The sequence below is a fragment of the Streptomyces sp. NPDC126503 genome, assembly GCF_040302405.1.
Taxonomy (GTDB): Bacteria; Actinomycetota; Actinomycetes; order Streptomycetales; family Streptomycetaceae; genus Streptomyces; species Streptomyces gulbargensis.
The window spans coordinates 74,894-96,681 of record NZ_JBEORS010000012.1 but is presented as its reverse complement, the minus strand read 5'-3'; the positions used below and the strand labels follow the sequence as shown (position 1 = coordinate 96,681).

20 protein-coding genes are annotated in these 21,788 nt (G+C 77.4%); 9 read left to right on the top strand and 11 right to left on the bottom strand.

The window, feature by feature from the left end; all coding sequences use genetic code 11:
• Positions 1–22: 22 nt before the first annotated feature.
• From ABTY40_RS17745 to ABTY40_RS17700, 10 genes are all read right to left on the bottom strand, one after another.
• Entirely contained in the window at positions 23–1,000 is a 978-nt protein-coding gene (locus ABTY40_RS17745; RefSeq protein WP_352060364.1) for a glycosyltransferase family 9 protein, read from the bottom strand.
• A gap of 353 nt (positions 1,001–1,353) precedes the next feature.
• Positions 1,354–2,751, bottom strand: a complete 1,398-nt coding sequence (gene rfaE2 / locus ABTY40_RS17740) for a D-glycero-beta-D-manno-heptose 1-phosphate adenylyltransferase (protein WP_352060363.1) — start codon at positions 2,749–2,751, stop codon at positions 1,354–1,356.
• Complete coding sequence (locus ABTY40_RS17735) at positions 2,748–3,479, bottom strand: D-sedoheptulose-7-phosphate isomerase (RefSeq protein ID WP_352060362.1); 732 nt, start codon at positions 3,477–3,479, stop codon at positions 2,748–2,750. The genes rfaE2 and ABTY40_RS17735 overlap by 4 nt, the downstream gene beginning before the upstream one ends.
• A 92-nt stretch (positions 3,480–3,571) precedes the next feature.
• Complete coding sequence (locus ABTY40_RS17730; protein WP_352060361.1) at positions 3,572–4,816, bottom strand: glycosyltransferase; 1,245 nt, start codon at positions 4,814–4,816, stop codon at positions 3,572–3,574.
• Positions 4,813–5,778, bottom strand: a complete 966-nt coding sequence (locus tag ABTY40_RS17725) for a glycosyltransferase (RefSeq protein ID WP_352060360.1) — start codon at positions 5,776–5,778, stop codon at positions 4,813–4,815. The genes ABTY40_RS17730 and ABTY40_RS17725 overlap by 4 nt, the downstream gene beginning before the upstream one ends.
• 59 nt (positions 5,779–5,837) lie before the next feature.
• Positions 5,838–7,010 carry a glycosyltransferase family 9 protein gene (locus ABTY40_RS17720; protein ID WP_352060359.1) on the bottom strand — a complete coding sequence of 391 codons (1,173 nt, stop codon included), beginning with the start codon at positions 7,008–7,010 and terminating at the stop codon, positions 5,838–5,840.
• Complete coding sequence (locus ABTY40_RS17715) at positions 7,007–7,849, bottom strand: D-glycero-alpha-D-manno-heptose-1,7-bisphosphate 7-phosphatase (protein WP_352060358.1); 843 nt, start codon at positions 7,847–7,849, stop codon at positions 7,007–7,009. Before ABTY40_RS17715 ends, ABTY40_RS17720 begins: the two co-directional genes overlap by 4 nt.
• Positions 7,849–8,961 carry a glycosyltransferase family 2 protein gene (locus tag ABTY40_RS17710; protein WP_352060357.1) on the bottom strand — a complete coding sequence of 371 codons (1,113 nt, stop codon included), beginning with the start codon at positions 8,959–8,961 and terminating at the stop codon, positions 7,849–7,851. Before ABTY40_RS17710 ends, ABTY40_RS17715 begins: the two co-directional genes overlap by 1 nt.
• Entirely contained in the window at positions 8,958–10,700 is a 1,743-nt protein-coding gene (locus ABTY40_RS17705) for a carbamoyltransferase family protein (RefSeq protein ID WP_352060356.1), read from the bottom strand. Before ABTY40_RS17705 ends, ABTY40_RS17710 begins: the two co-directional genes overlap by 4 nt.
• 123 nt (positions 10,701–10,823) lie before the next feature.
• Complete coding sequence (locus tag ABTY40_RS17700) at positions 10,824–11,792, bottom strand: NAD-dependent epimerase/dehydratase family protein (RefSeq protein ID WP_352060355.1); 969 nt, start codon at positions 11,790–11,792, stop codon at positions 10,824–10,826.
• A 483-nt stretch (positions 11,793–12,275) separates the two neighbouring features.
• Between ABTY40_RS17700 and ABTY40_RS17695 the strand changes: the two genes are divergently transcribed.
• The 8 genes from ABTY40_RS17695 (at position 12,276) to ABTY40_RS17660 (ending at position 20,784) form a co-directional block, all read left to right on the top strand.
• Positions 12,276–13,328, top strand: coding sequence for an SDR family NAD(P)-dependent oxidoreductase (locus ABTY40_RS17695; RefSeq protein ID WP_352060354.1), 1,053 nt, complete (start codon positions 12,276–12,278; stop codon positions 13,326–13,328).
• Positions 13,329–13,492: 164 nt separating this feature from the next.
• Entirely contained in the window at positions 13,493–13,966 is a 474-nt protein-coding gene (locus ABTY40_RS17690; protein WP_352060353.1) for an SRPBCC family protein, read from the top strand.
• The gene (locus ABTY40_RS17685; protein WP_352060352.1) at positions 13,953–15,527 is read left to right on the top strand and encodes a phytoene desaturase family protein; all 1,575 of its coding nucleotides are present in this window, start codon (positions 13,953–13,955) and stop codon (positions 15,525–15,527) included. Before ABTY40_RS17690 ends, ABTY40_RS17685 begins: the two co-directional genes overlap by 14 nt.
• A 323-nt stretch (positions 15,528–15,850) precedes the next feature.
• The gene (locus tag ABTY40_RS17680; RefSeq protein WP_352060351.1) at positions 15,851–16,831 is read left to right on the top strand and encodes a Rieske (2Fe-2S) protein; all 981 of its coding nucleotides are present in this window, start codon (positions 15,851–15,853) and stop codon (positions 16,829–16,831) included.
• Positions 16,832–16,959: 128 nt separating this feature from the next.
• Complete coding sequence (locus ABTY40_RS17675) at positions 16,960–18,237, top strand: VWA domain-containing protein (RefSeq protein ID WP_352060350.1); 1,278 nt, start codon at positions 16,960–16,962, stop codon at positions 18,235–18,237.
• The gene (locus ABTY40_RS17670; RefSeq protein WP_352060349.1) at positions 18,237–19,097 is read left to right on the top strand and encodes a hypothetical protein; all 861 of its coding nucleotides are present in this window, start codon (positions 18,237–18,239) and stop codon (positions 19,095–19,097) included. Before ABTY40_RS17675 ends, ABTY40_RS17670 begins: the two co-directional genes overlap by 1 nt.
• 290 nt (positions 19,098–19,387) lie before the next feature.
• On the top strand, positions 19,388–19,879 hold the full coding sequence (locus tag ABTY40_RS17665) for a DUF2243 domain-containing protein (protein ID WP_352060348.1): 492 nt from the start codon (positions 19,388–19,390) through the stop codon (positions 19,877–19,879).
• Positions 19,876–20,784 (top strand): cytochrome c oxidase assembly protein, encoded by a 909-nt coding sequence (locus ABTY40_RS17660; RefSeq protein WP_352060347.1) that lies wholly within the window; start codon positions 19,876–19,878, stop codon positions 20,782–20,784. Before ABTY40_RS17665 ends, ABTY40_RS17660 begins: the two co-directional genes overlap by 4 nt.
• Here ABTY40_RS17660 and ABTY40_RS17655 read toward each other — a convergent pair.
• Entirely contained in the window at positions 20,774–21,310 is a 537-nt protein-coding gene (locus tag ABTY40_RS17655) for a cysteine hydrolase family protein (RefSeq protein ID WP_352060346.1), read from the bottom strand. The two genes, ABTY40_RS17660 and ABTY40_RS17655, sit on opposite strands and share 11 nt — an antisense overlap.
• A 181-nt stretch (positions 21,311–21,491) precedes the next feature.
• On the opposite strand from ABTY40_RS17655, the gene ABTY40_RS17650 reads away from it, so the two are divergent.
• Complete coding sequence (locus tag ABTY40_RS17650; protein WP_345283069.1) at positions 21,492–21,779, top strand: hypothetical protein; 288 nt, start codon at positions 21,492–21,494, stop codon at positions 21,777–21,779.
• The last annotated feature ends 9 nt before the right edge of the window (positions 21,780–21,788 follow it).

Genomic DNA, 21,788 nt, shown 5'->3' with positions numbered 1-21,788 from the left:
GTGCGGACCCCCGGGCCGCGCGTCACGAGCCCGCTCCCGCCGTGGCCGGCAGCAGGGCGTGGACCGCGTCCAGGACCTCCCCGGGGGTGATCCGCAGCAGCCGGGGGTCCGGGCGGCCGGCGTGCGGGTCGCCGGGGCGGGTGGTGTCGTCGCCGCGGGAGGGATGCCACAGGACGCGGTGGAGGCCGTGGTCGGGCGGGCCCCACAGCGAAGGGGCGACCGGCCCGAACAGCACCACGGAGGGGGTGCCGAGGGCGGTGGCCACATGGGCGAGCCCCGTGTCCCCGACGACCACGCAGCGGGCCCGCGCGACGAGCCCGCACAGCGCGTCGAAGGCCAGGGGGCGGGGGACGCCGAGGACGGCGGCCGGGGGCAGCCCCGCCTGCGCGGCGACCGCCGTGGCCAGGCGGTCCTCGCCCGGGCCGGCCGTGACGACGACCGGAAGGCCCGCGCGGTGGAGCGCGGCGGCGACGGCGGCGAAGCGTGCCACCGGCCACCGGCGCGCGGGCGCCTGCGCGCCCGGGTGCAGGACGACCGCCCCGGGCGCGGGCGAGGCGGTGCCGGGCGGGTCGATCGTCACGTCGTCGGGGTCCGCCGGGCAGCCGTACCAGGCGGTCAGGGCGCACCAGCGGTGGCGTTCGTGGGCGGACGGGTCCCAGGGCGGGCCGTCCGCGCCGGGGAACTCCGGGTGGTGGAAGGCCCAGAGCCGCCGGGGGGCGAGGGAGGCGAGGAGCCGGTGGCTGGCGGGCCCGCTGCCGTGGAGGTTCACGGCGAGGTCGGGGTGCCGGGCCTCCGCCGGGAGCGCGTCGGGTACGGCTCGTCCGGGCCCCGCGGCCGGCAGCAGCCGGTCGACGCAGCCGGTGGCGCGCGCCACTCCTTCGAGCTCCGGCGGGGCGGCGAGGACCAGTTCGTGCCCGGCCAGGGCCCGGCGCAGCGCGCGCAGCGCGGGCACGGCGGTGAGGAGGTCGCCGAGGCCGAGCGCGCGCAGCACGAGCACCACCGGACGGCCGTGTCCTTCCGGTGGTGTGCCGCGTCCGCGGTCCTGGGCCGGCTCACCGGCACGGTGGCTCGCTGGGGTGGTGCGGCTCCCGCCGCCGGGAGCCGAGTCGACGCCTTCGCGGCCGTGGGCCGGGTGAACACCGGCCCGGGCCGGCTCGCCCGGCACACGGCGGCCGGCGGGCCCGCCGGCACGGTGACCCGTGTCCGGGGTGCGGCCGTCGTTGCCCCGGGCGGGCTCGCCGGGAACGCGGCCGGCCGCAACCGAACGGCTCGCGCCGCCCGACGCCGTGCCGGCGCCGGGGACCGGGGCGGTGCGGCCCGGATCCGTACCGCGTGGGGACGTGTCGCGGCGGGTCATCGGACCGCCGACCGGGCCGCGCGGTGGGCGAGGGAGGTGGTGGAGCGGCCGTCGAGGTACGGCAGGACCACCGTCTGGCCGCCCCAGCCGCGCAGGAGTTCCGCCTCGGGGAGTTCGTCGGGGGTGTAGTCGCCGCCCTTGACCCAGACGTCGGGGCGCAGGGTGGCGAGGAGCCGTTCCGGGGTGTCCTCGTCGAAGGCGACGACCGCGTCGACGCTGGCGAGGGCGGCCAGGACGCGCATCCGGTCCGCGAGCGGGGTGAGGGGGCGCCCGGGGCCCTTGAGGCGCGCCACGGAGGCGTCGGAGTTGACGCACACGATCAGGCAGTCGCCGATGCGGCCCGCGCTCTCCAGGAGCCGGACGTGACCGGCGTGCAGGAGGTCGAAGCAGCCACCGGTCGCGACGACCGTGCCGCCCCGGGCGCGGATGTGGCGGACGAGGGCGGCGGCGTCCCCGGGCGGCGCCGGCGCGCGGGTGTCGGAGGTGCCGTCGGCAAGGGTCTGGTCGGGGGTGCGGACGGCCGCCGCGCCGCCCGCCGCCACGAAGGCGGCGGCCGCGGCGACCGCCCGTTCCACCGCCTCCTCCGGCAGGGCGCCGTCGGCCAGCGCGGCGGCGGCCGTGGCGGCGAAGCAGTCGCCCGCGCCGCAGGGGTCGCCGGTGGTGGCGCGGACCGCCGGGACGAAGAGGGGGGCGGCGGCGTCGGCCCGGGTGAGGAGGGCGCCGCGCGCGCCGAGCGTGACGGCCACGTGGGTGGCTTCCCAGCGGGCCGCGAGGTCGGCGCCCCGGTCGGCGTGGGCGCGCAGGGAGGTGCCGGGGAGGCGGCTGAAGAGGGCCGCCTCGGCCGCGTTCGGGGTGGCGAGGCGGGTGCCGGGGACAGGGGGCCCGCCCCGGGGGTGGGGGTCCCAGACGACCGGGACCGTGCGCGCGAGGTCGCCAAGCGCGGTGCGCAGCACGTCGGCGGTGCCCCGCCCGTAGTCGGAGACGAGCACGGCGCGCGCGGAGCGGAGGGCGTCGAGGACCTCGGCGTCCGGGGAGCCGGGGGTGCCGCCGCCCCGGTCGAGCCGGACGAGGGGCCGGCCGCCGGCGAGGACGCGGGTCTTCACCGGGACGGTGCCGTCCAGGGGCAGACCGGCGAGGCGGACCCCGTCGCCGAGGGCGCGGCGGGCGCGGGCGCCGTCCTCGTGGTCGCCCGGTCCCGCGGCGGCGACGAGGACGACCTCCGCGCCGTGCCGGGCGGCGAGCAGGGCGGCGAGCCCCGCGCCGCCGGGCCGGCGGCGGACCCGGGAGACGTCGACGACGGGCGCGGGGGCGTCGGGGGCGAGGCGGGTGGCCTCGCCCTCGATGTCCTCGTCGAGCAGCAGGTCGCCGACGACGACGAGCGGTCCGCGGTTCATGAGGCTCCTCCGAAGAAGGCGTACGGGGGTTCCTCCCGGCTGGGGACCCCGTCGACCACGGCGGCCGTACCGGCGGGAGCGGCCGTCCGGATCCGGGCGGCGCTCCCCCGGGTCCCGCCCGCCGCGCGCGCCTCCGGCTCCGTCCGTTCGGCCACGGCCGCGTCGAAGAACTCGCACAGCAGGTGGACGGCGACCAGGTGGGTCTCCTGGACGGTGGCGGTGGTGGCACCGGCGACGCAGAGGGCGTCGTCGGCGGCCTCCGCCAGCGGGTTCGGGGCGGCCCCGGTCAGCGCCCAGACCGTCACGCCCCGGGAGCGGGCCGTCATGGCGGCGGAGAGCAGGTTGGGGCTGCGGCCGGAGGTCGACAGGAGCAGGAGGACGTCCCCGGCCCTGCCGTGGGCGGCGACCTGGCGGGCGAAGACCTGCTCGAATCCGTAGTCGTTGCCGATGGCCGTGACGCTGGACGTCTCGGCGTGCAGGGACAAGGCGGAGAACGCGGGCCGCTCGCCCTGGTAGCGCCCCACGAGCTCGGCCGTGAGGTGCTGGGCCTGCGCCGCGCTGCCGCCGTTCCCGGCCGCGAGCAGCCGCGCCCCGGCCGACAGGGCCGCGGCCAGACCCTCACCCCACCGGGCGAGCCGCCCGAGGTCGTCCTCGTACAGCCGCTCGACGGCCTGGCACACGGACCGGCAGTGGCGGCGCGCTTCCTCGTACGTCCGTGATTCGGTCATGGTGTCCGGCCGCGACGCGGGGGGTCCGGCCGCACCTCCTTCGGCTGTCCGGTCGGGGCGCCGGGCGTGCCCGCCGCCCCGGTGGGGGCGGGTCACAGGGCTCCGGCGAGGGGCGCGTTCGCGGCGACGACGGCCCGGTAGGACCGTTCGGTGGCGGCGGCGACCCGGGCCCAGGAGAACCGTTCGAGCACGCGCCGCCGGCCGGCCCGGCCGTACCGTGCCCGCAGGGCGGGGTCGGCGAGCAGGAGCCGTACGGCCGCCGCGAGGAGCGGGGCGTCGCCCGCGGGGACGAGGCGGCCGGTCACGCCGTCGGCGACGGAGTCGAGCTGGCCGCCGACGGCGCTGGCGACGACGGGCCGGCCGCAGGCCATGGCCTCCAGGGGGACGATCCCGAAGGGTTCGTAGTCGGCGGGGCAGAGCACCACGTCCGCGCCGCGCATGAGCACGGGCACCATGGCGGGCGGTACGGCTCCGGTGAAGCGGACCCGGTCGGCGACACCGGCCTCCTCGGCGAGGGCGCGCAGGCGCCGGACCTCGGGGTCGGTGCCGAGCCGGTCGGCGGGCGGGCCGCCGGCGATGACGAGTTCGGTCCCGGGGAGCCGGCCGAGCGCGGCGACGGAGACGGCGGCACCCTTGCGGGGCACCAGCCGGCCGAGGTGCAGCAGGCGGTGGCGGTGCGGGCCGCGGGGGGCGGCCGGGCCGTCGGGCCGGAAGGCGACGGGGTCCACGCCGCAGGGCACGATGTCGGCCTTGGCCCGGGGTATGCCCATGGCGGCCAGTTCCTCGACCTCGTCCCGGCAGGTGGCGACGATCCGGTCGCAGCCCAGGCCGACGTCGGTCTCGTGGGCGATCCGGGTGGGCGGGCTGGTGTCGGCGGCGCCCTGGTGGCGCCGCTTCACGGTGCCGAGGGCGTGGTACGTGTGCAGGAACGGCAGCCCTGCGATCCGGGTGGCGCGCAGGGTGGCCAGGCCCGACATCCAGAAGTGCGAGTGGACCACGTCGGGCGGCCGGGTGCGCCACTGCCGGGCGAGGTACCGGCCGAAGGCGTCCATGTACGGCAGGAGGTCGTCCTTGGGTACGGGTTCGGGCGGTCCGGCGGGCACGTGGTGCACGAGGACGCCGGGCCGCAGCGGTGCGACGACCGGCAGGGAGGGGTCGTCCCTGCGGGTGTAGACGGTGACGCGGTGTCCCCGGTCGGCGAGGCCGCCGGCGAGCTGGGCGACGTGGACGTTCTGGCCTCCCGCGTCGACGCCGCCGAGCGTGGCGAGCGGGCTCGCGTGTTCGGAGACGAGGGCGATGGAGAGGGGCGCCGGGGCGGGCAGGGGATGCGAAGTCATGAGCATGCCTCCGTGATGAGGCGCTCCCAGTCGTCCAGGAAGCGTTTCAGGCCGTAGCGTTCGAGGGCCGCCTGCCGGGCGCGGGCGCCGTCCGCGGCGGCGGCCTCGGGCTCGGCGAGGTAGTGGCGGGCGGCCCGGGCGAGTTCCTCCGGGCGGGTGGAGAGGGTCCCGGCGCCGGGCGGTACGGCTTCGACGGCCTCGGTGGTGGCGAGGACGACGACGGGCATGCCGAGGTGCATGGCCTCCAGGAGGGACAGTCCCAGCGAGGTCCAGCGGATCGGGTGCAGGTAGAAGCGGCGTTCCGCCATGGCGTCGTGGAGCCGCGCCTGGGGCAGGTCGGCGGTGCGGCAGCGGTCCTCGGGGAGGCCGAGGTGGGTGGCGAGGCCCTCGGTCCGCATGCCGAAGACGTCCAGGGGCGCCGCCTCCGCGAGGGCGGGGAGCAGGTCGGTGCCGACGAACCGGTCGCGCCGTACGGGTTCGTTGACGACGACGGCCGCGCGCGGCAGGCGTCCGGTCCAGCGGTGACCGGGGTCGACGATGCCGTGTTCGACGACGGCGGTGCGGGTGGTGCCGTTGTCCCAGAGGAGCCGGTTGAAGTGGGTGACGTGGACGAGGGTGAGGTCGGGCCGGTCGGCCATGGGGTGCCGGCTGAGGGGGACGTCGCCCCGGGGGGTGTTGTGCTCGACGTAGACGGCGGGGACGTCCCGGCCGGGGCGACGGCCGCCGAGCCACTCGGTGGCGAGCCGCTCCTCGTGGGGGCGCTGGAGGACGACCAGGTCGACGGGGGCGTCCCGGAGTTCGTCCGGTGGCACCTCGCGGACGGAGCCGGGCCAGGAGAAGGTCCGGGCCCGGCCGCGCCCGTCGGGGCCCCGGTCGGGGGTGACGGGAACCAGGTAGGAGTGCGGCCCCTGGACGAACGCCGTGGTCCAGGACCCGTGGACGTGCCACAGAAGGATGTTCATGCGGCGGTTGCTCCTTTCGAACCGGTCGCGGCCTCGGGGCGGGCGCGGCCTGGGGCCGTTCACGGTCTCCGGGTGGTGGGGGTTCCGCGGGCCGCCGTGGACGGGCTGGTGCCGGGGCGCGGGCGGCGGCCTGGCGGGGCGCCGCCGGAGGGGGGTGGTGGTCCGGGGGCGGTCACGGTCGCCCGCAGGGGCGGGCGGTGGCCGGCGTGCGTCTCGCGGCCGCGCAGCAGGGCGGTGACGGCGTCGAGGACCTCGCTGTCGGGCACCCCGTCGAGGCAGGGGTGGCCGGGGACGGGGCAGACCCGGGCCCGGGAGCCCGCGCACGGCGCCTCCTGGTCACCGAGCAGGACGTGGGGGACCCCGTACGGGCGCCAGCGCTCGGCCGGTACGACGGGGGCGAAGAGGCACACGACGGGCGTGCCGACGGCGGCGGCGAGGTGGGCGGGGCCCGTGTTGCCGGTGACGACGGCGCCGGCTCCGGCGAGGACGCCGGCGAGCTGGGCGAGTCCGGTGGTGGCGCCGCCGAGGTCGAGGGCGTGGCGGCCCGCGACCTCGGCCGTCCGCTCCCTCTCGGCCGGGCCGCCGGTGACGACGACCCGGTGGCCGGCCCGGTGGAGGGCTTCGGCGGCGCGCCGGGCCCGGTCCGGGCTCCAGGCACGGGCGGGGACGGCCGCGCCGGGGTGCAGCACGACGTACGGGCCGGGGCCGGTGAGGGCGCCGGTGTCCGGCGGGGGCAGCACGCGCAGGCCGCCGCCGTCGCCGGGCGGCGGTTCGTAGCCGGCGGCGCGGGCGAGGTCCAGGGCGGCCTCGGCCTCGTGGCGCCCCGGCGCCCGCCGGTGGCGCAGGTCGAGCAGGGCGCCCGGGTAGTCCTCGCTGTCGGCGCCGATCCAGGGCACGCCGGCGAGCCGGAGCAGCAGGGCGGCCGGGAGCGGGCTCTGGTGGTACGAGACGAGGATCAGCGCCCGGTCGAAGCGGCGCGCCGCCACGGCCTCGACCAGCTCGCGGCAGGCGTCCGGGGAGACCGGCGGCGGTTCGAGGCCGACCCACGGGGCCTCGTGGACGAGGACCTCGTCCACGCCGGGCAGCAGCCGGGCGGCGGGCGCGCCGGCCGGGCCGCAGAGCATGGCCGTGGTCGAGGAGCCCGCGGCCACGGCCCGTACGGCCGGTCCGGCGAGGAGGACGTCGCCCGCGCTGTCCAGGCGGACGACGAGCGTGCGGGGGGCGGTGTTCACACGGCACCGTCCGGGGGGAGTGCGGTGAGCGCGAGCCGTACCGCGGTCATGAGGTCGGGGGCGGTCCTCGGGGCGGCGGCGATCTCGCCGGGGAGGGTCGCGGGGGTGGGCACGAGGACGCCTTCGGCGCCGGCCGCGCGGGCCGCCGCCATGTCGCCGCCGATGTCGCCGATCACGACGGTACGGGAGGGGCGGGCGCCCAGCCGGGCGCAGGCGGCGAGGACGAGCCCGGGGGCGGGCTTGCGGCAGGCGCAGCCGTCGTCGGGGCCGTGGGGACAGACGGCCCAGACGGGGAACGGGCCCAGGAGCCGGTCGATCCGGTCGCGTACGGAAGCGACCTGACGCCGGGTCAGCAGGCCTCGCGCGACGCCGGACTGGTTGCTCACCACGCCGGTGGGGACGCCCAGCGAGCGCAGCAGGGCGGTCGCCTCGCCCGCGCCGGGCAGCGGCCGGACGCGGCGCGGGTCGCCGTTGTAGGGGACGTCCACGACCAGGGTGCCGTCCCGGTCGAAGAGGACGGCGTCGGGGAGGCGGCCGTCCCGGGCCGGCGCGCCGGGGACGGGGCGGCCGGGGACGGTCCCCTGCGAGGCCTCGAAGATCCAGGGGCCGTCGTCCGGGGCGCCGGGTTCCACGGCGCGGTCGTGGGCGGGGCCGACCTCCGTGATCCGGAGGTCGCCCGTGGTCCCGAGCACCGCGGGCGCGGCCCCGCCGCTCCGGGGGAGCGCCTCCGGGGGGCAGGAGGCGGTGGCCGTCCAGGCAGGGGTGCTCCGGGCGCCGCGCGGGGCTCGCCCGGGCGCGTCGGCGCGGGGTGTCGCCCGTTCGGGCCGTGGCCGGTTCATCACGCCGCCTCCTGTCGGGCCGCGGTCCCCTCGGTCCGCCGGGTCTCCCCGGTGGGGGCGGCGGGGCCGGGGGCCCGGTCGGCCGCCGGAGGGCGGGCCGGGGCGCGGGCGGGGCGGGCGGGGATGACGGAGCGGTGGTGGACCAGGCCGCGCAGCCAGTGCCAGGTGGCGACCGGGGGGATGGCGGCGCTGGTGAGGATCATGTCGGTGATCTCCTGGCGGGTGCGGGGGCCCGGCAGGACACGGATCAGGGTGAACTCGGCCGTGCCGGCGGCCCAGCCGAGGCCGCAGGCGAGGGCCGCCGCCCGGTGGCCGGTGAGGGCGCAGACGAGGGCGGCGGCGCCGGCGGCGGTCACGGCGCGGTGGCGGGAGAGCCGGCCCCGGGGCGCCGCCGCGCGGTCGCGCCAGCCGGGGCCGTGGAGGCGCCGCATGAGGACGTCGTCGGCGTTGCCGGCCTGCTGGCGTACGGAGATCCAGCGGTCGGCGGCCCGGGCGGGGTGGGTGGTGCGGCGGCTCCCCTCGGCCAGGTGCCAGCCGCCGGTCAGCAGGCGCAGGGCCAGGTCGGCGTCCTCGCGGAAGGCGCGGTGGAAGCGTTCGTCGAAGCCGTCCGCCGCGTCGAGGGCCTCGGTGCGGACGGCCATGTCGGCGGTGATCCAGCGGGCGGTGGCGAGTCCGGCCGTGTTCCGCTCGTTGTCGGTCGGGCGCCGGTCCTCGTGCAGCGGCACGTCGATCCGGGCGGTGACCGCCGCCGTGTCGGCGGAGGCCGCCGCGAGGTCGCGGGCCAGGTCCGCGCGCCACGTTTCCGAGGGCACGACGTCGTCGTCGAGGAAGACGATCCAGGGGACGTTCCCGGCCCGGCGCGCCCCCGTGTTGCGGGCGGCGGCCGGACCCCGGGCGCGGCCGGGCACCACGACGGTGACGGGGCGCAGCGTCTCGGGGACGGGCAGATCGGGCGGGGTCCCGCCGTCGCCCGGGCGGTCGTGCACGAGGACCAGGCGCGCGGGCCCGGGGCCGGGGGCGGCGGCGAGGGCCTCGAGGCAGCGGCGCAGGCTCGGCCGGCCGAGGGTGGGGACGACGACGGCGTAACGCGGGTGCTCCGCGGGGCCGTTCACCGGTCGCCGCTCTCGTCGGGGCCCTCGGAGGGGCCGTTGCCGCCGGCCCATCCGCTGCCGGTCGACCAGCCGTTGGCGCCGGTCCCGTCGTCGCCGCCCGCACGGAAGAAGTCCGCGCGGCGGACGGCGAAGGGGCCGATGGCGAGGAGGTCGACGGGGGTCGAGCCGAAGCATTCCAGCGCGTCGCGGGGGTCGTCGACCATGGGCCGGCCCGCGGTGTTGAGGCTGGTGTTGACGACGACGGGCAGGCCGGTGCGCCGCTCGAACTCCTCCAGCATGCGGGCGACGAGCGGCTCCTGCCGCCGGTCCACGGTCTGGATCCGGGCGGTGCCGTCGACGTGGACGACGGCCGGGATGCGGTCCCGCCACTCGGGCGCGACGTCGTGCACGAACAGCATGTACGGGCTGGGCAGCGGCCCGTCGAAGATCTCCGCCGAGCGTTCGGTCAGCACCATGGGCGCCACGGGCCGGAACTGCTCGCGTCCCTTGATGTCGTTGAGCCGCTCCAGGTTCCCGGCGTGTCCGGGGTGGGCGAGGAGCGAGCGGTGGCCGAGGGCCCGGGGCCCGAACTCGGACCGGCCCTGGAACCAGGCGACGACGGCGTTGTCGGCGAGTGCCTCGGCGACGGTGACGGCGATGTCGGGCGGCCGTTCGAAGGGGACGGCCGCGGTCTTCAGCCAGCTGGCCAGTTCCGCGTCGGTCCAGTCCCGGCCGAGGTCGGCGCCCGGCATCGGCGAGGGGCTCGCACCGGACTCGGCCGAGTGGAGCAGGGCGGCGCCCAGGGCCGTACCGGCGTCGCCCGCGGCGGGCTGGACCCAGACGCGCCCGAAGGGTCCCTCACGGGCGATCCGGGCGTTGGCCACGCAGTTGAGGGCGACGCCGCCGGCGAGGGTCAGGACGTCGTCGTGGGTACGGCCGTGGAGCCAGCGCACCAGGTCGAGGAGGGTTTCCTCCAGGACCGCCTGGGTGCTCGCGGCGACGTCGGCGTGCTCCTGGGTCCACGGCTCGTCCGGGGCGCGGCGCGGGCACAGCTCGGACCAGGGCACGCCGTGGGCGACGAAACCGCCGTCACCGGTGGGGTGGACGTACCGGCGCAGTTCGCCGAGCATGCGCGGGGTGCCGTGGGAGGCGAGCGCCATGACCTTGAACTCGTCGGAGGAGCGCAGGAATCCGAGGTGGTCGGTGAGGTCCTCGTAGACGAGGCCGAGCGACTCGGGGAGGTTCTGGGCCCGGAGGGGTTCGAGGTGGTCCCCGACGCGGCGGGCGGCGAGGTGGGAGGCGCGTTCGCCGCGTCCGTCGAGGACCAGGACGGAGGAGGTCTCGGCGCCCTCGGCCGCGAAGGCGCCGGACGCGGCGTGGGCCATGTGGTGACCGACGAAGCGGACGGCGGCGGGGTCCAGGCCGGGCAGGGCGGTGGCGAGGAAGCCGGGGGCGCTGCGCGCGTACGCCTGGCGGAGGTTGTCCCAGGGGTCGTTCAGCCCCATGGTCTCGGCGGGAAGGGCCAGTTCGGGGTCGTACGCGTACACGACCGCGTCGAGGTCGGCGGGGCGGAGCCCGGCCCGGCTGAGGCACCAGCGGGCGGCCTGTTCGGGGAGCTCCCAGGCGGAGAAGGGCACGGGGCGTTTGCCGTGTTTGCGCCGGGAGAAGCGTTCCTCCTCCGCCGCCGCCACGGTGACGCCGTCGATCACCAGGGCGGCGGCGGGGTCGTGGAAGAGGGCGTTGATGCCGAGAACGCGCATGGGAGGCCTTTCCGGTGGGGGTCGGGGTACGGCCGCGATGTTCCGCGGGGCGGGGACGGAGGCCGGGACCGCCGGGGTGCGGGGGACGCGGCCGGCCGGGCGGGGCGGGACCGGGTGCGGGGGTCAGTCGGCGGGGCGGCCGCGGAACCAGTCGATCGTCCGGCGCAGCCCCTCCTCGGCGGGGACGCGGGGCTCCCACAGGAGCTTGTCGCGGGCGAGGGTGATGTCGGGGCAGCGGACTCCGGGGTCGTCCACGGGCCGCTCCACGAAGCGGAGGGTGGAGCGGGAGCCGGTCAGCTCCACGATCCAGCGGGCCAGGTCGAGCATGGAGATTTCGGTGGGGTTGCCGATGTTGACCGGTCCGGGCATGCCGTGGGCGGCGGCCGCCAGGATGCCGCGGACGGTGTCGTCCACGTAGCAGAGGGAGCGGGTCTGGCGTCCGTCGCCGGCCACGGTGAGGGGTTCGCCCGCGAGGGCCTGCCGGACGAAGGTGGGCACGGCGCGGCCGTCGTATCCCCGCATGCGCGGTCCGTACGTGTTGAACAGCCGGACGATCAGGGTGTCGGTGCCCCGGGCGGAGGCCTCGGCGGTCGTGAGCGCCTCGCCGAAACGTTTCGCCTCGTCGTAGACGCTCCGTGGCCCCACCGGGTTCACGTGGCCCCAGTAGCGCTCGTTCTGCGGGTGCTCCTCGGGATCGCCGTACACCTCCGAGGTCGAGGCGAGCACGAACCGCGCGCCGGCGGCGTGCGCCAGGGCGAGCGCGTTCCTCGTCCCGAGGCTGCCCACCTCCAGGGTGTGCAGCGGCAGGCGCAGGTAGTCGACCGGCGAGGCGGGCGAGGCGAAGTGCAGGACGAGGTCGGGCGTCCGGTCCACGGCGTGCGCGAACGGCTCGCGGACGTCCGCCTCGACGAGGCGGAACCGCGGGTCGTCGCGCAGGTGCGCCACGTTGTCCGGGGTGCCGGTACTGAAGTCGTCCACACAGGTGACCGCCGTTCCCTCGGCGAGCAGCGCGGTACAGAGGTGCGAACCGACGAAGCCCGAACCGCCGGTGACGACGGCGTGCTCCCAACGGGGTGCGCGGGGAATCGCCATGGTGATCTCCTCAGACGGACGTGAGGGGAGATGAGCCGCGGCTCCTGGCGGCCGGTGCCGCCGTGCCCTGACCGGTCACGGACCGGCGGGACTTGTCACGCGTGGCCCCATCCTGCCCCGGGGGGAGGAGGGCCGCTCACCGAGGCTCATCCGGCGCGCTGCGCCGTTCGGGTGAGAGCCGGGGTGGCGGTACAGCTCGCTCTCCAGGCCTGCATGGACATCCGGAACAAGAGATTCCGGTTCATCGCCCCGGCCGCTACCCACCGGGAGCAGCGCTACTCCTCGCGTTCGAAGGATTCTCCCCCGAAGCGCTTCCGGGCGGCGGCGGTGAAAGGTGTTGCGGAGGTCCGCATGACGCTCCGGGCGGCCGGTGCAGGGCGCGCCCACCGCTCCGGCCGGAGGAGGCACGCCGTTCGCTCCGCCGGACAGGTCGGAGGGTGCTCGCGCGCATGAAGCACCGCGAAACCGGTCATTCGCCCGGGCATGAGAACGAGCCGAACCGGGCCGCTGCGCCCCGTGGACCGTCCGGTGGTCGTCGTCACCGGCGCCTCCAGCGGCGTCGGCCGGGCCGTCGCCCTGGCCTTCGCACGCCGTGGCGGGCAGGTCGTCCTCGCCGCGCGCAGCGCGCACGTCCTCGACGAGGTGGCGCGGGAGTGCGCCGGCGCGCACCGTGCCGCCCAGGCCCTCGCCGTCCCGGCCGACGTCACCGACGAGGCGGCGGTCGACGCCCTCGCGCAGGCCGCGTTCGCCTGGGGCGGGCGGATCGACGTCTGGGTCAACGCGGCGGGCGTCGGCATTCTCGGCGCCGTCGACCGGACGCCCCCGCAGGAGGTGCGCCGGCTCCTGGACGTCAACGTGATGGGCGTCGTCCACGGGGCCCGCGCCGCCCTGACGGTGATGTGCCGCCAGGACAGCGGGGTCCTCATCGACGTCTCCTCGCTCCTCGGCCCCGTGATCGGCGCCCCCTACATGTCCGCGTACGCGATGTCGAAGGCCGCGCTCGTGACCTTCGACGACATCCTGCGCCAGGAACTGGCCCTGGCCGGGGCGCGCGGCGTGGCCGTGTGCAGCGTGCTGCCGGCCGCCGTCGACACCCCCTTCTTCCGGCACGCGGCCAACCACACGGGCCGGGAGGTACGGGCGCTGCCTCCTCCCGCCACCCCCGAACGCGTGGCCCGGGCCGTGGTGCGCACGGCCCGCCGCCCGCGCCGCCGGGTCGTGGTGGGCCCCTCCGCCCGGCTGCTGACCTGGGGGCACGCCCTCGCGCCGGGTCTCGTACGCGCCGTCGTCACCCGGGTCACCGAGCACCGCTGTCTCGCGCCGCGGGGCACGGCCCCCACCACGTCGGGCATCCTCTCCGCCCCGTCCGCGTCCACGGCCGCCCTCCGCGGCGGCTGGGCGGCGGGACGCAGGACGGCGCTGCGGCGGGCGGCGCTGCTCGCCGCGGCGGGCGCCGCCGGGGCGCTCGGCGCCCGCTCCACCGGACGCGCCCCCTTCACGGGCCGGCGCACGCCGCGTACCCGGCTCCGGCCGTGAGAGCGCCGTGCGCCCCTCGGAGCCGTACGGCCCCCGACGACCACGCCCGGCCCTGGCCGGCCGAACCCGACTCCCCACTCCGGCTCCTGTCCCGACCAGCCCGAACCCCGCCCCGCCTCCGGCCCTTCGCCGGAGCGGGTCCGAGTCCGCACCGAGGAGAACCCATGGCCATCCGCCACCAGCTCATCCGCAGGCCCCCGGCCGACGTGTGGGCCGTCCTCCGCGACGCCGACCTGTACTGCCGCTGGGTGATCGGCACCCATGACTCCTGGGAACAGGAGGGCTCCTGGCCCGAGGAGGGAGCCTCGCTGGGGTTCACGCTGAAGCTCGGCCCGGTGACCTACCGCAGCAGGACCATCTCCCGCATCCACCGTCCGGGTGAACGGCTGGAGCTGGAATCCATCGCCGGCCGCGCGGGCACCGCCCGCATCGCCATCGAGGTGCTGCCGTGGGGCGGTGACACCCTCGTCACCGTGGACGAGCACCCCCTGCGCGGACCGACCGCGCGCTGGCACAACACGGCCCTGGACGCCCTCATCCAGCTCCGCCACCGGGGCATGCTCGCCCGGCTCGCCGAGGTCGTCGAGTCCCGGGCCGGCGCTCCGGCCGGGGAGGACGTGTCCCGTGCCCGCTCCTGACGCGGTGGTCGTCGGCGCCGGCCCCAACGGCCTGGTGGCGGCGAACGTCCTCGCGGACGCCGGCTGGGACGTCCTCGTGCTCGAGGCGCAGGACGAGCCCGGAGGCGCGGTCCGCAGCGACCGGGGACTGCGCCCGGACTATGTGCACGACCTGTTCAGCGCCTTCTACCCGCTGGCCGCCGCCTCCCCCGTCCTGCGGGCGCTGCGCCTGGAGAGCACCGGGCTGCGCTGGAGCCACGCGCCGGCCGTCCTCGCGCACCCGCTCAGGGACGGGCGCTGCGCCGTGCTGTCCCGTGACCCGGAGGAGACGGCCGCCTCCCTCGCCGCGTTCGCGCCCTCCGACGGCCCGGCCTGGCACCGGCTCCTCCGGCTCTACCGGCACGTCGAGGACGACCTGATGGGCTGCCTCTTCACGCCGTTCCCGCCGGTCCGCGCGGGACTGGGTCTCCTCCGCCGCACCGGCCCCTCCGGAGGGCTCCGCCTCGCCCGTACGATGCTGCTGCCCGCCCGGCGGTTCGGCGAGGAGCACTTCGCCGGCGAGGGCGGCCCGCTCCTGATCGCGGGCAACGCGCTGCACTCCGACCTGGGGCCCGAGTCCGCCCTGGGCGGTGGGCTGGGCTGGCTCATGACCATGCTCGGCCAGGTCCACGGCTTCCCCGTGCCGGCCGGCGGCGCCCAGGCCCTGACGCAAGCCCTGGTCCGCCGTCTGGAGGCGCGTGGCGGCGTGCTGCGCTGCGGGTCACCGGTGACGGAGATCGTGGTCCGGGGCGGCCGGGTGGTGGCGGTCCGCGCGGCGGACGGTTTCGACACGCCGGTGCGGCGGGCGGTCCTCGCCGACGTACCGGCGCCGGCCCTCTACGGCGGCCTGGTGGGCGAGGAGCACCTGCCGCCCCGGCTCCTCGCGGACCTGCGGCGCTTCCAGTGGGACCTGTCCACGGTGAAGATCGACTGGGCGCTGTCGGGGCCGATCCCGTGGACGGCGCCCCAGGCGCGCGGCGCCGGGACCGTCCATGTGGCGGACTCGCTCGACTCCCTCACCCACTACGGGGCGCAGCTCGCCACGGGCCACGTGCCCGCCGAGCCCTTCACCGTGCTGGGCCAGATGACCACCGCAGACCCCAGCCGCTCCCCCGCGGGCACCGAGTCGGCCTGGGCCTACACGCACGTACCGCAGCGGGTACGCGGCGACGCCGGGGCCGGGGGACTGAGCGGGCGGTGGGACGCCCGTGAGAAGGACGCCCTGGCGGCGCGGGTCGAGGCCGGCATCGAGCGCCTGGCTCCCGGCTTCCGGGACCTCGTCCTCGCCCGCCGCGTCCTCGGCCCCCCGGACCTGGAACAGGCGAACGCCGCGCTCGTCGGCGGGGCCATCAACCAGGGCAGCAGCGCCCTGCACCAGCAGCTGGTCTTCCGCCCCGTCCCGGGCACCGGCCGGCCCGGCACCCCCGTCCGGGGGCTCTACCTTGCCTCGGCGACCGCCCACCCCGGGGGCGGCGTGCACGGCGCCCCGGGCGCCAACGCGGCCCGCGCGGCCCTGCGCGCGGGCCGGTGGCGGCGCGGGTGAGGGAGGCGGGAAGCCGGGGACCCACGGGCCCGGCCCGGCCGGCCGGGCGCACCGATGCCCGCCCCGGAACCGCACGGAGGGATGGTCGGAACATCCCCTCCCGACCCGGCGGCCCGCGATGCCCCGCCGCCGCCCACCCGTCACCCGCCCGGCCGACCGCCGGCCGGGTGAGCCCCGGCGGGACCGCACCGGACCGGGGCCTCCCATGCCGCTCTCCCCCGCCCGACGGCCCGCACCACCCGCCCTCCCGGCCCGCCGCCACTCGAACCGCTCCCCCGCCGCCCCGCACGTTTCCGCCGCGCCGGACCGGTAATCCGCCCGGCATGGAGACGCTCACCCCTCTCGCCCGAACCGTGTCGGCCCTCCGGGCCGCTCTGCCCACGACCCGGGGGCCCGGCCGCGTCCTCGACGCCCTGGACCGCTGGGAGTCGTTCGAGGGCGTGGACCCCGTCACGGACGCGCTGAAGTCCCTCGTGCGGTCGCTGCCGCTCGGCGCGGCCCGGGACGTGCTGCACGGCCGCTGGCTGGGCCACCCCGTGCACCCGCTGATGGTGCAGCTGCCGGTCGGTGCCTGGCTCTCGGCCGCGGTGCTCGACGTCCTCCCCGGCAAGCGCCGCGCGGCGCGGGCGCTCGTCGCCACCGGACTCGCCGGGGCGGCGCCGGCGGCCGTCGCCGGCTGGGTGGACTGGGCGGAGCTGCGCCGCCCGCAGATGCGCACGGGGCTGCTGCACGCCGTGGCCAACACCACCGGTGTCGTCTGCTACGCCGTGTCCCTGTCGGCCCGGTGCCGGGGGCGGCACTGGCGCGGCAAGGCCTGGGGCTTCGCGGGCCTGACGGCCGTGGCCGTCGGCGGCGCGCTCGGCGGTCACCTGTCGTACCGGCTGGGTGCGGGGGCGAACCACGTCGAGGAGGTGCCGGATCTGGTCGGGTCCGGCTGGCACGAACTGGGCGACGTGTCGGACCTGCCGGTGGACCGTCCCCGGCGGGGCATGATCGGCACGGTGCCGGTGGTGATGGTCCGCACCGGCGACGGCGTGGTGCACGTGCTGGCCGAGCGGTGCAGTCACATGGCGGGGCCGCTGGCCGAGGGGACGGTCGAGGACGGCTGCCTGCGCTGCCCCTGGCACGGCAGTACGTTCCGTCTCTCCGACGGCTGGAACGTGACGGGGCCGGCCACCGCCCCCCAGCCCGTCTTCCGTACGCGGATCGTGAACGGCCGCCTGGAGGCCCGTCTGGAGCCGGCCGCCGCACGTGACCGCGCTCCGGAGGAGGACGCCGAACCCCGGTCGGGCGAGGCGGCCTGACGGCCCGCCGGATCCCTCGCCGGCCCTGCCGTCCGGGGCACCCCCGGTCACGGTGACGGCCCGCCACCGGTGCTCACGGGCGGACAGCCCGTTTTGGATTGTCGGACGATCATCAATACGATCCGGCGATGATCACGAGAAAACGGCTGGCGACCGGGGCCTGCGCGCTGCTCGCCGCCCTGAGCGCCGCGCTCCTGCCGACGGGCGCGGCCGCCGACGAGCCGGTGGCGAAGGAATCCCCCAAGGTCGAACTGGTCCTCGACGTCAGCGGCTCGATGCGGGCCCGCGACATCGACGGCCGGTCCCGCATGGCCGCCGCCAAGCAGGCCTTCAACGAGGTGCTCGACGCCGTCCCCCAGGAGGTCCGGCTCGGGATCCGCACCCTCGGTGCCGATTACCCGGGGCCCGACCGCAAGCGGGGCTGCAAGGACACCCGGCAGCTCTACCCGGTGGGCCCGCTGAACCGCACCGAGGCCAAGACGGCCGTCGCCACGCTCGCCCCCACCGGCTGGACGCCGATCGGTCCCGCCCTCCTCGGCGCCGCCGACGACCTGGGCACCGACGGAGCCACCAAGCGGATCGTGCTCATCACCGACGGCGAGGACACCTGCGCGCCGCTCGACCCCTGCCAGGTGGCGCGGGAGATCGCGGCCAAGGGCATCCACCTCGTCATCGACACCCTCGGCCTGGTGCCGGACGCCAGGACGCGGCAGCAGCTCACCTGCATCGCGGAGGCCACCGGAGGCACGTACACCTCCGTCCACCGCACCGAGGAACTGTCCCGCCGCGTCCGGCAGTTGGTCGACCGCGCTGCCGATCCCGTCGTGACGCCCGTCGCCACCCGAGGCACCGACCGGTGCGCGGGCGCGCCGCTGCTCCGGCCGGGCCTCTACACGGACCGCGAGACCTTCGGCCAGCACCGCTGGTACCGGGTGGAGGTGCTGCCGGGGCAGGAGCTGCGCGCCTCGGTCAGCATCGCCTCGGACCGGGCCGTCCACCGCGACTACGGCGTCCTGCTCCGCGCCGTCACCCTCGGCGGGCGGGAGATCGTCCGGGGTTCGGAGGCCGGGGACGGCCGGACGGACGTGATCTCGACGGGGTTGCGCTACCCCAAGGCGGAGCGCGAGGACGACGGTCCCGGTGACGCGAAGCCGGCCGCCGAGACCGTGTGCCTGCAGGTCAGCAACTCCTTCTCCGCTCCCCCGACGGTGCGGACGACGCCCGGCATGCCCGTCGAGCTGAGCGTGGACGTCGTCGACGGCCCGGTCGGCGCCTCCGACCTCGCCTCGTTCGGGCTCGGCCGCGGCTGGTGGCTGCTCGGCGTGCTCGTCCTGACCGGCTTCCTGGCCGGTCTGATCTGGGGCTGGCTGTCCCGCTGGCGCGTCGCCGTCTGGAGGACCAACTGATGCGTACCCTAAGGATGTTCGGCGCCGCCGTGACGGCCGCCGCCGCCCTGCTCGGCCCGGCGGCCCCGGGCGCCCTCGCGGCCCCGGCGGCTCCCGCCGCCCGGACGGACTCCCCCTCCACCCCGGCGGCGCCCGGCTCCGGCACCGAGGCCGGCCCCACGGAGGCCGGCACCACCTTCCGTACCGCCGCCGCCTTCCGCCCCGGGCAGGAGGCGACGGCGCAGGCCGCCACGGGCGACTACCTGTACTGGGCGTTCCCCGCGGACACCGGCGAGCGCCCGACCGTGCGCGCCGTGGTCACGCCGCCCGCGGCCTCGCTGCGGCACGGCCCCGCCACCTGGCGGATCGACGTGTACGACGGGCTGCGCCGGCGCCAGCCCTGCATGTACGGCACGCAGGCGCGAACGGTGGAGCGGGACGCGGCGCAGGTTCGGCTGGCGTGCGTGCTGCGGCCGGTCCGGGGCGCGGCGGACCCGTGGGCGAACGACCCGCTGCCCGGGAGCTACTTCGTGCGCCTCACGGTGACCTCGCTGCCCGACGAGGACCTCGGACAGCCGTTCACCGCCCGCCTCGGGGTGGACGTCCGGGACGAAGGCGGCGCGCACGCCGCCGACGGGCCTCCGGCCGTCCCGCTGGTGCCGGGAGCGACGACCGCCGACGTGGCGGAGGCGGAGACCTCGGCCGGCCGCACGCCGGCGGTGGAGGCGGCCGCTCCGGAGGACGGCTGGGCCTCCACCTGGTGGTCGGACCGCTGGCTCTGGACCGCGGCCGGCGGGGTGCTCGCGGCGCTCGCCGGCGTCGGCGGGTACGCCCTCACCCGCGGCTCGGGCCGACCCGCGCGGATCCCGCCGGGCGCCTGAGGTCCCGTACCGCGCACGACCGGAAGGCCCCCACCGCCCCCGCGCGGTGGGGGCCTTCCGGCGTTCCGGGCGCCGTTCCTCGCGGGGGGGCTCCCCGGTGCTCCGGGGTCGTCCTCGCGCGTCGGCCCGCGAGCGGTGCCGGGGACCGCGCCCCGCGCCCGCGCGTGCGGCCCGGCCGCGGCGGTTCCGCGCCGGCCGGCTCACCCGGATGACGCGCCCGCCGGGCACACCTCGGGGGCCGTGGGGTAGGCGTACGGGTCAGCAGACGTGTCCGTGTCAGGAGGCAGACCATGAGCGCACCGGCCCACCCGCCCGCGGCCCCCGCGGCACGGCCCGAGCCGCGGAGGTCGGCGGTGGTGTGCGGCGTGATCGGGGCCGCGGTGATGGCCGCGGTCGACGAGATCGTCTTCCACCAGATCCTCGGCTGGCACCACTTCTACGACCGCTCGACCCCTGCCGTGGGACTGCTGTCGGACGGGCTGCTGCACACCGCCGAACTGCTCGGCCTGGTCGCCGGGTTCTTCCTCCTCGCCGATCTGCGGCGCCGCCGCGCCCTGGCACTGGCCCACGCCCGGGCCGGGTTCTTCCTGGGCCTGGGGGTCTTCCAGCTCTTCGACGGCGTCGTGGACCACAAACTGCTGCGCCTGCACCAGATCCGCTACGGCGTGGACGTCACCCCCTACGACTGGGCGTGGAACGCCTGTGGTCTGTTCCTGCTGCTCACCGGCGCGGTCCTGGCCGTCCGCGCGGTCCGCCGGGGCCGTACCGGGGCGGCGGCGTGATCCTCGCGCACGGGCACCCCGGTACGGCCGGGGACCCGGGCCTGGCGGGACTGGTCACCGCGGCGGCCTGTGTGCCGGCGGTCGCCGGCTACGCGGCGGGCGCGGCCCGTCTGCGGCGCCGTGGGGACGCCTGGCCGCGGTGGCGCGACGCGTCGTTCACCGCCGGCGGTACGGCCCTGGCCTGGGCGGCGGCGGGCCCGCTGCCGGGCGGCCCCTTCACCGCCCACATGGTGCAGCACATGATCGTCGGCATGGCGGCCCCGCTGCTGCTCGTCCTCGCCCGCCCGGTGACCCTGGTCCTGCGCGCCCTGCCGCCCGGTGCCGGGCGCGGAGGCCTCCTCGCGGCGGCCCACTCCGCCCCGGTGGGGGTGCTCCTCTTCCCGCCGCTGGCGGCCCTGCTCGACGTCGGGGGTCTGTGGCTGCTGTACCGCACCGAGCTGTTCGCCGCCGCGCGGCACCTCCCGTGGCTGCACGCCCTGGTCCACGCCCATGTCCTGGCCGCCGGGCTGCTGTTCACCTTCTCCGTCTGCCAACTCGACCCGGTGCGCCGCCGCCGGAGTCCGGCCCTGCGCGGAACGGCCCTGCTGGCCGCAGGCGCCGCGCACGCCGTTCTGGCCAAGAGCCTGTACGCGGCCGCGCCCCCCGGGACCGTCTTCACCACCGCCGACCTGCGCACCGGGGCCCGGGTCATGTACTACGGCGGCGATCTGGTCGAGGTCGCGCTGGCCGTCGTCCTGGCCGGCTCCTGGTACGCGGCCGCGGGCCGGGCCTGGGCGCGGCGGCGCCGGGCGGACCCGCGCGCGAGGCGGGGGCGGGGGAGGGCGACCGCGGGGGAAGGCGCGCGGCCCATCGAGGCCGCCGGCCGGCCGATCGTCACGGAACCGCCGGACGGGTTCAGAAGGTGATGTCGGCCGCGTCCGCGATCCGGCCGTTCATGTTCCGCTCGATCATCCGCAGCGCGGCGTCCGCCAGGTCCTCGTGGATGTGGGCGACCGCGTCCCGGGGGACCGTGACCCGCAGGTGGCGGATGTGGGCGTCCAGGGCCGAGTAGAGGACGCACTGCTCGGTGACCTGGCCCGTGAGCACCAGGTCGGTCACGTCGAGGGAGTGCAGCAGATAGCCGAGCGGGGTCTCGTAGAACGCCGAATGGCGCGCCTTCACGACGAAGAGGTCGTCCTCGTCGGGCCGGACCGGATCGACCAGTTCGGGGTGGCGGCCCGCGAGCGCCATGTCGAGGATCTCCCCGTGGTGGGAGCGCCACTGTCCGAAGTTGTCGTTGGCGTAGACGACCGGCGCGCCCGCTTCCCTGGCCCGCCGCAGCAGGTCGGTGATCGCGGGCATCGCCTCCTTCACGGACGGCACGAGCAGGTCCGCGTCCTCGTGCTCGTACGTGTTGAGCATGTCGATCACGACGAGCGCCGAGCGCGCCATGGCAACCTCCGCCTTCTTCCGGTCTTGCGGTCTTCCGTCGCTTCCTTCTCTTCCGTCTTCCCCCGCCTCCCGGATTACCTCCCCCGGCCGCGGTCCGCATCCGGAGCGGGTGCCGCCCCCGGCCCGGCGTGGTGTGCTGGAGGGGAGGGGGCTGTCTCGCACCTCACGAGGAGGAAGTGCCATGGCGATCCTCGTTCACGCCGTCCTCGACGGCATCGGCACGGATCAGTACGACGCGCTGAACGCCCAGCTCCAGTCCACGCCCGACATCTTCGACGGCTGCCTCTCCCACGCGTGCGTGGCGACCGACAGCGGCCTGGAGATCTTCGACGTGTGGGAGAGCGAGGAGAAGATGCGGGCGTTCGCCGACCGGATGATGCCGATCGCGGTCGGTCTCGGCTGGCCGGAAGGGCCGGAGCCGCGCGTGGTGGCCGTGTACAACCACTGGGTGCCCGGCGCCGGCGGCTGACCGCCGCGC

Bases quoted from the DNA above. Each gene is read 5' to 3' on its own strand.
- rfaE2 (WP_352060363.1), bottom strand. From the start codon at position 2,751: ATGAACCGCGGACCGCTCGTCGTCGTCGGCGACCTGCTGCTCGACGAG.
- ABTY40_RS17735 (WP_352060362.1), bottom strand. From the start codon at position 3,479: ATGACCGAATCACGGACGTACGAGGAAGCGCGCCGCCACTGCCGGTCC.
- ABTY40_RS17730 (WP_352060361.1), bottom strand. From the start codon at position 4,816: ATGACTTCGCATCCCCTGCCCGCCCCGGCGCCCCTCTCCATCGCCCTC.
- ABTY40_RS17725 (WP_352060360.1), bottom strand. From the start codon at position 5,778: ATGAACATCCTTCTGTGGCACGTCCACGGGTCCTGGACCACGGCGTTC.
- ABTY40_RS17715 (WP_352060358.1), bottom strand. From the start codon at position 7,849: ATGAACCGGCCACGGCCCGAACGGGCGACACCCCGCGCCGACGCGCCC.
- ABTY40_RS17705 (WP_352060356.1), bottom strand. From the start codon at position 10,700: ATGCGCGTTCTCGGCATCAACGCCCTCTTCCACGACCCCGCCGCCGCC.
- ABTY40_RS17700 (WP_352060355.1), bottom strand. From the start codon at position 11,792: ATGGCGATTCCCCGCGCACCCCGTTGGGAGCACGCCGTCGTCACCGGC.
- ABTY40_RS17695 (WP_352060354.1), top strand. From the start codon at position 12,276: ATGAGAACGAGCCGAACCGGGCCGCTGCGCCCCGTGGACCGTCCGGTG.
- ABTY40_RS17690 (WP_352060353.1), top strand. From the start codon at position 13,493: ATGGCCATCCGCCACCAGCTCATCCGCAGGCCCCCGGCCGACGTGTGG.
- ABTY40_RS17680 (WP_352060351.1), top strand. From the start codon at position 15,851: ATGGAGACGCTCACCCCTCTCGCCCGAACCGTGTCGGCCCTCCGGGCC.
- ABTY40_RS17675 (WP_352060350.1), top strand. From the start codon at position 16,960: ATGATCACGAGAAAACGGCTGGCGACCGGGGCCTGCGCGCTGCTCGCC.
- ABTY40_RS17670 (WP_352060349.1), top strand. From the start codon at position 18,237: ATGCGTACCCTAAGGATGTTCGGCGCCGCCGTGACGGCCGCCGCCGCC.
- ABTY40_RS17665 (WP_352060348.1), top strand. From the start codon at position 19,388: ATGAGCGCACCGGCCCACCCGCCCGCGGCCCCCGCGGCACGGCCCGAG.
- ABTY40_RS17655 (WP_352060346.1), bottom strand. From the start codon at position 21,310: ATGGCGCGCTCGGCGCTCGTCGTGATCGACATGCTCAACACGTACGAG.
- ABTY40_RS17650 (WP_345283069.1), top strand. From the start codon at position 21,492: ATGGCGATCCTCGTTCACGCCGTCCTCGACGGCATCGGCACGGATCAG.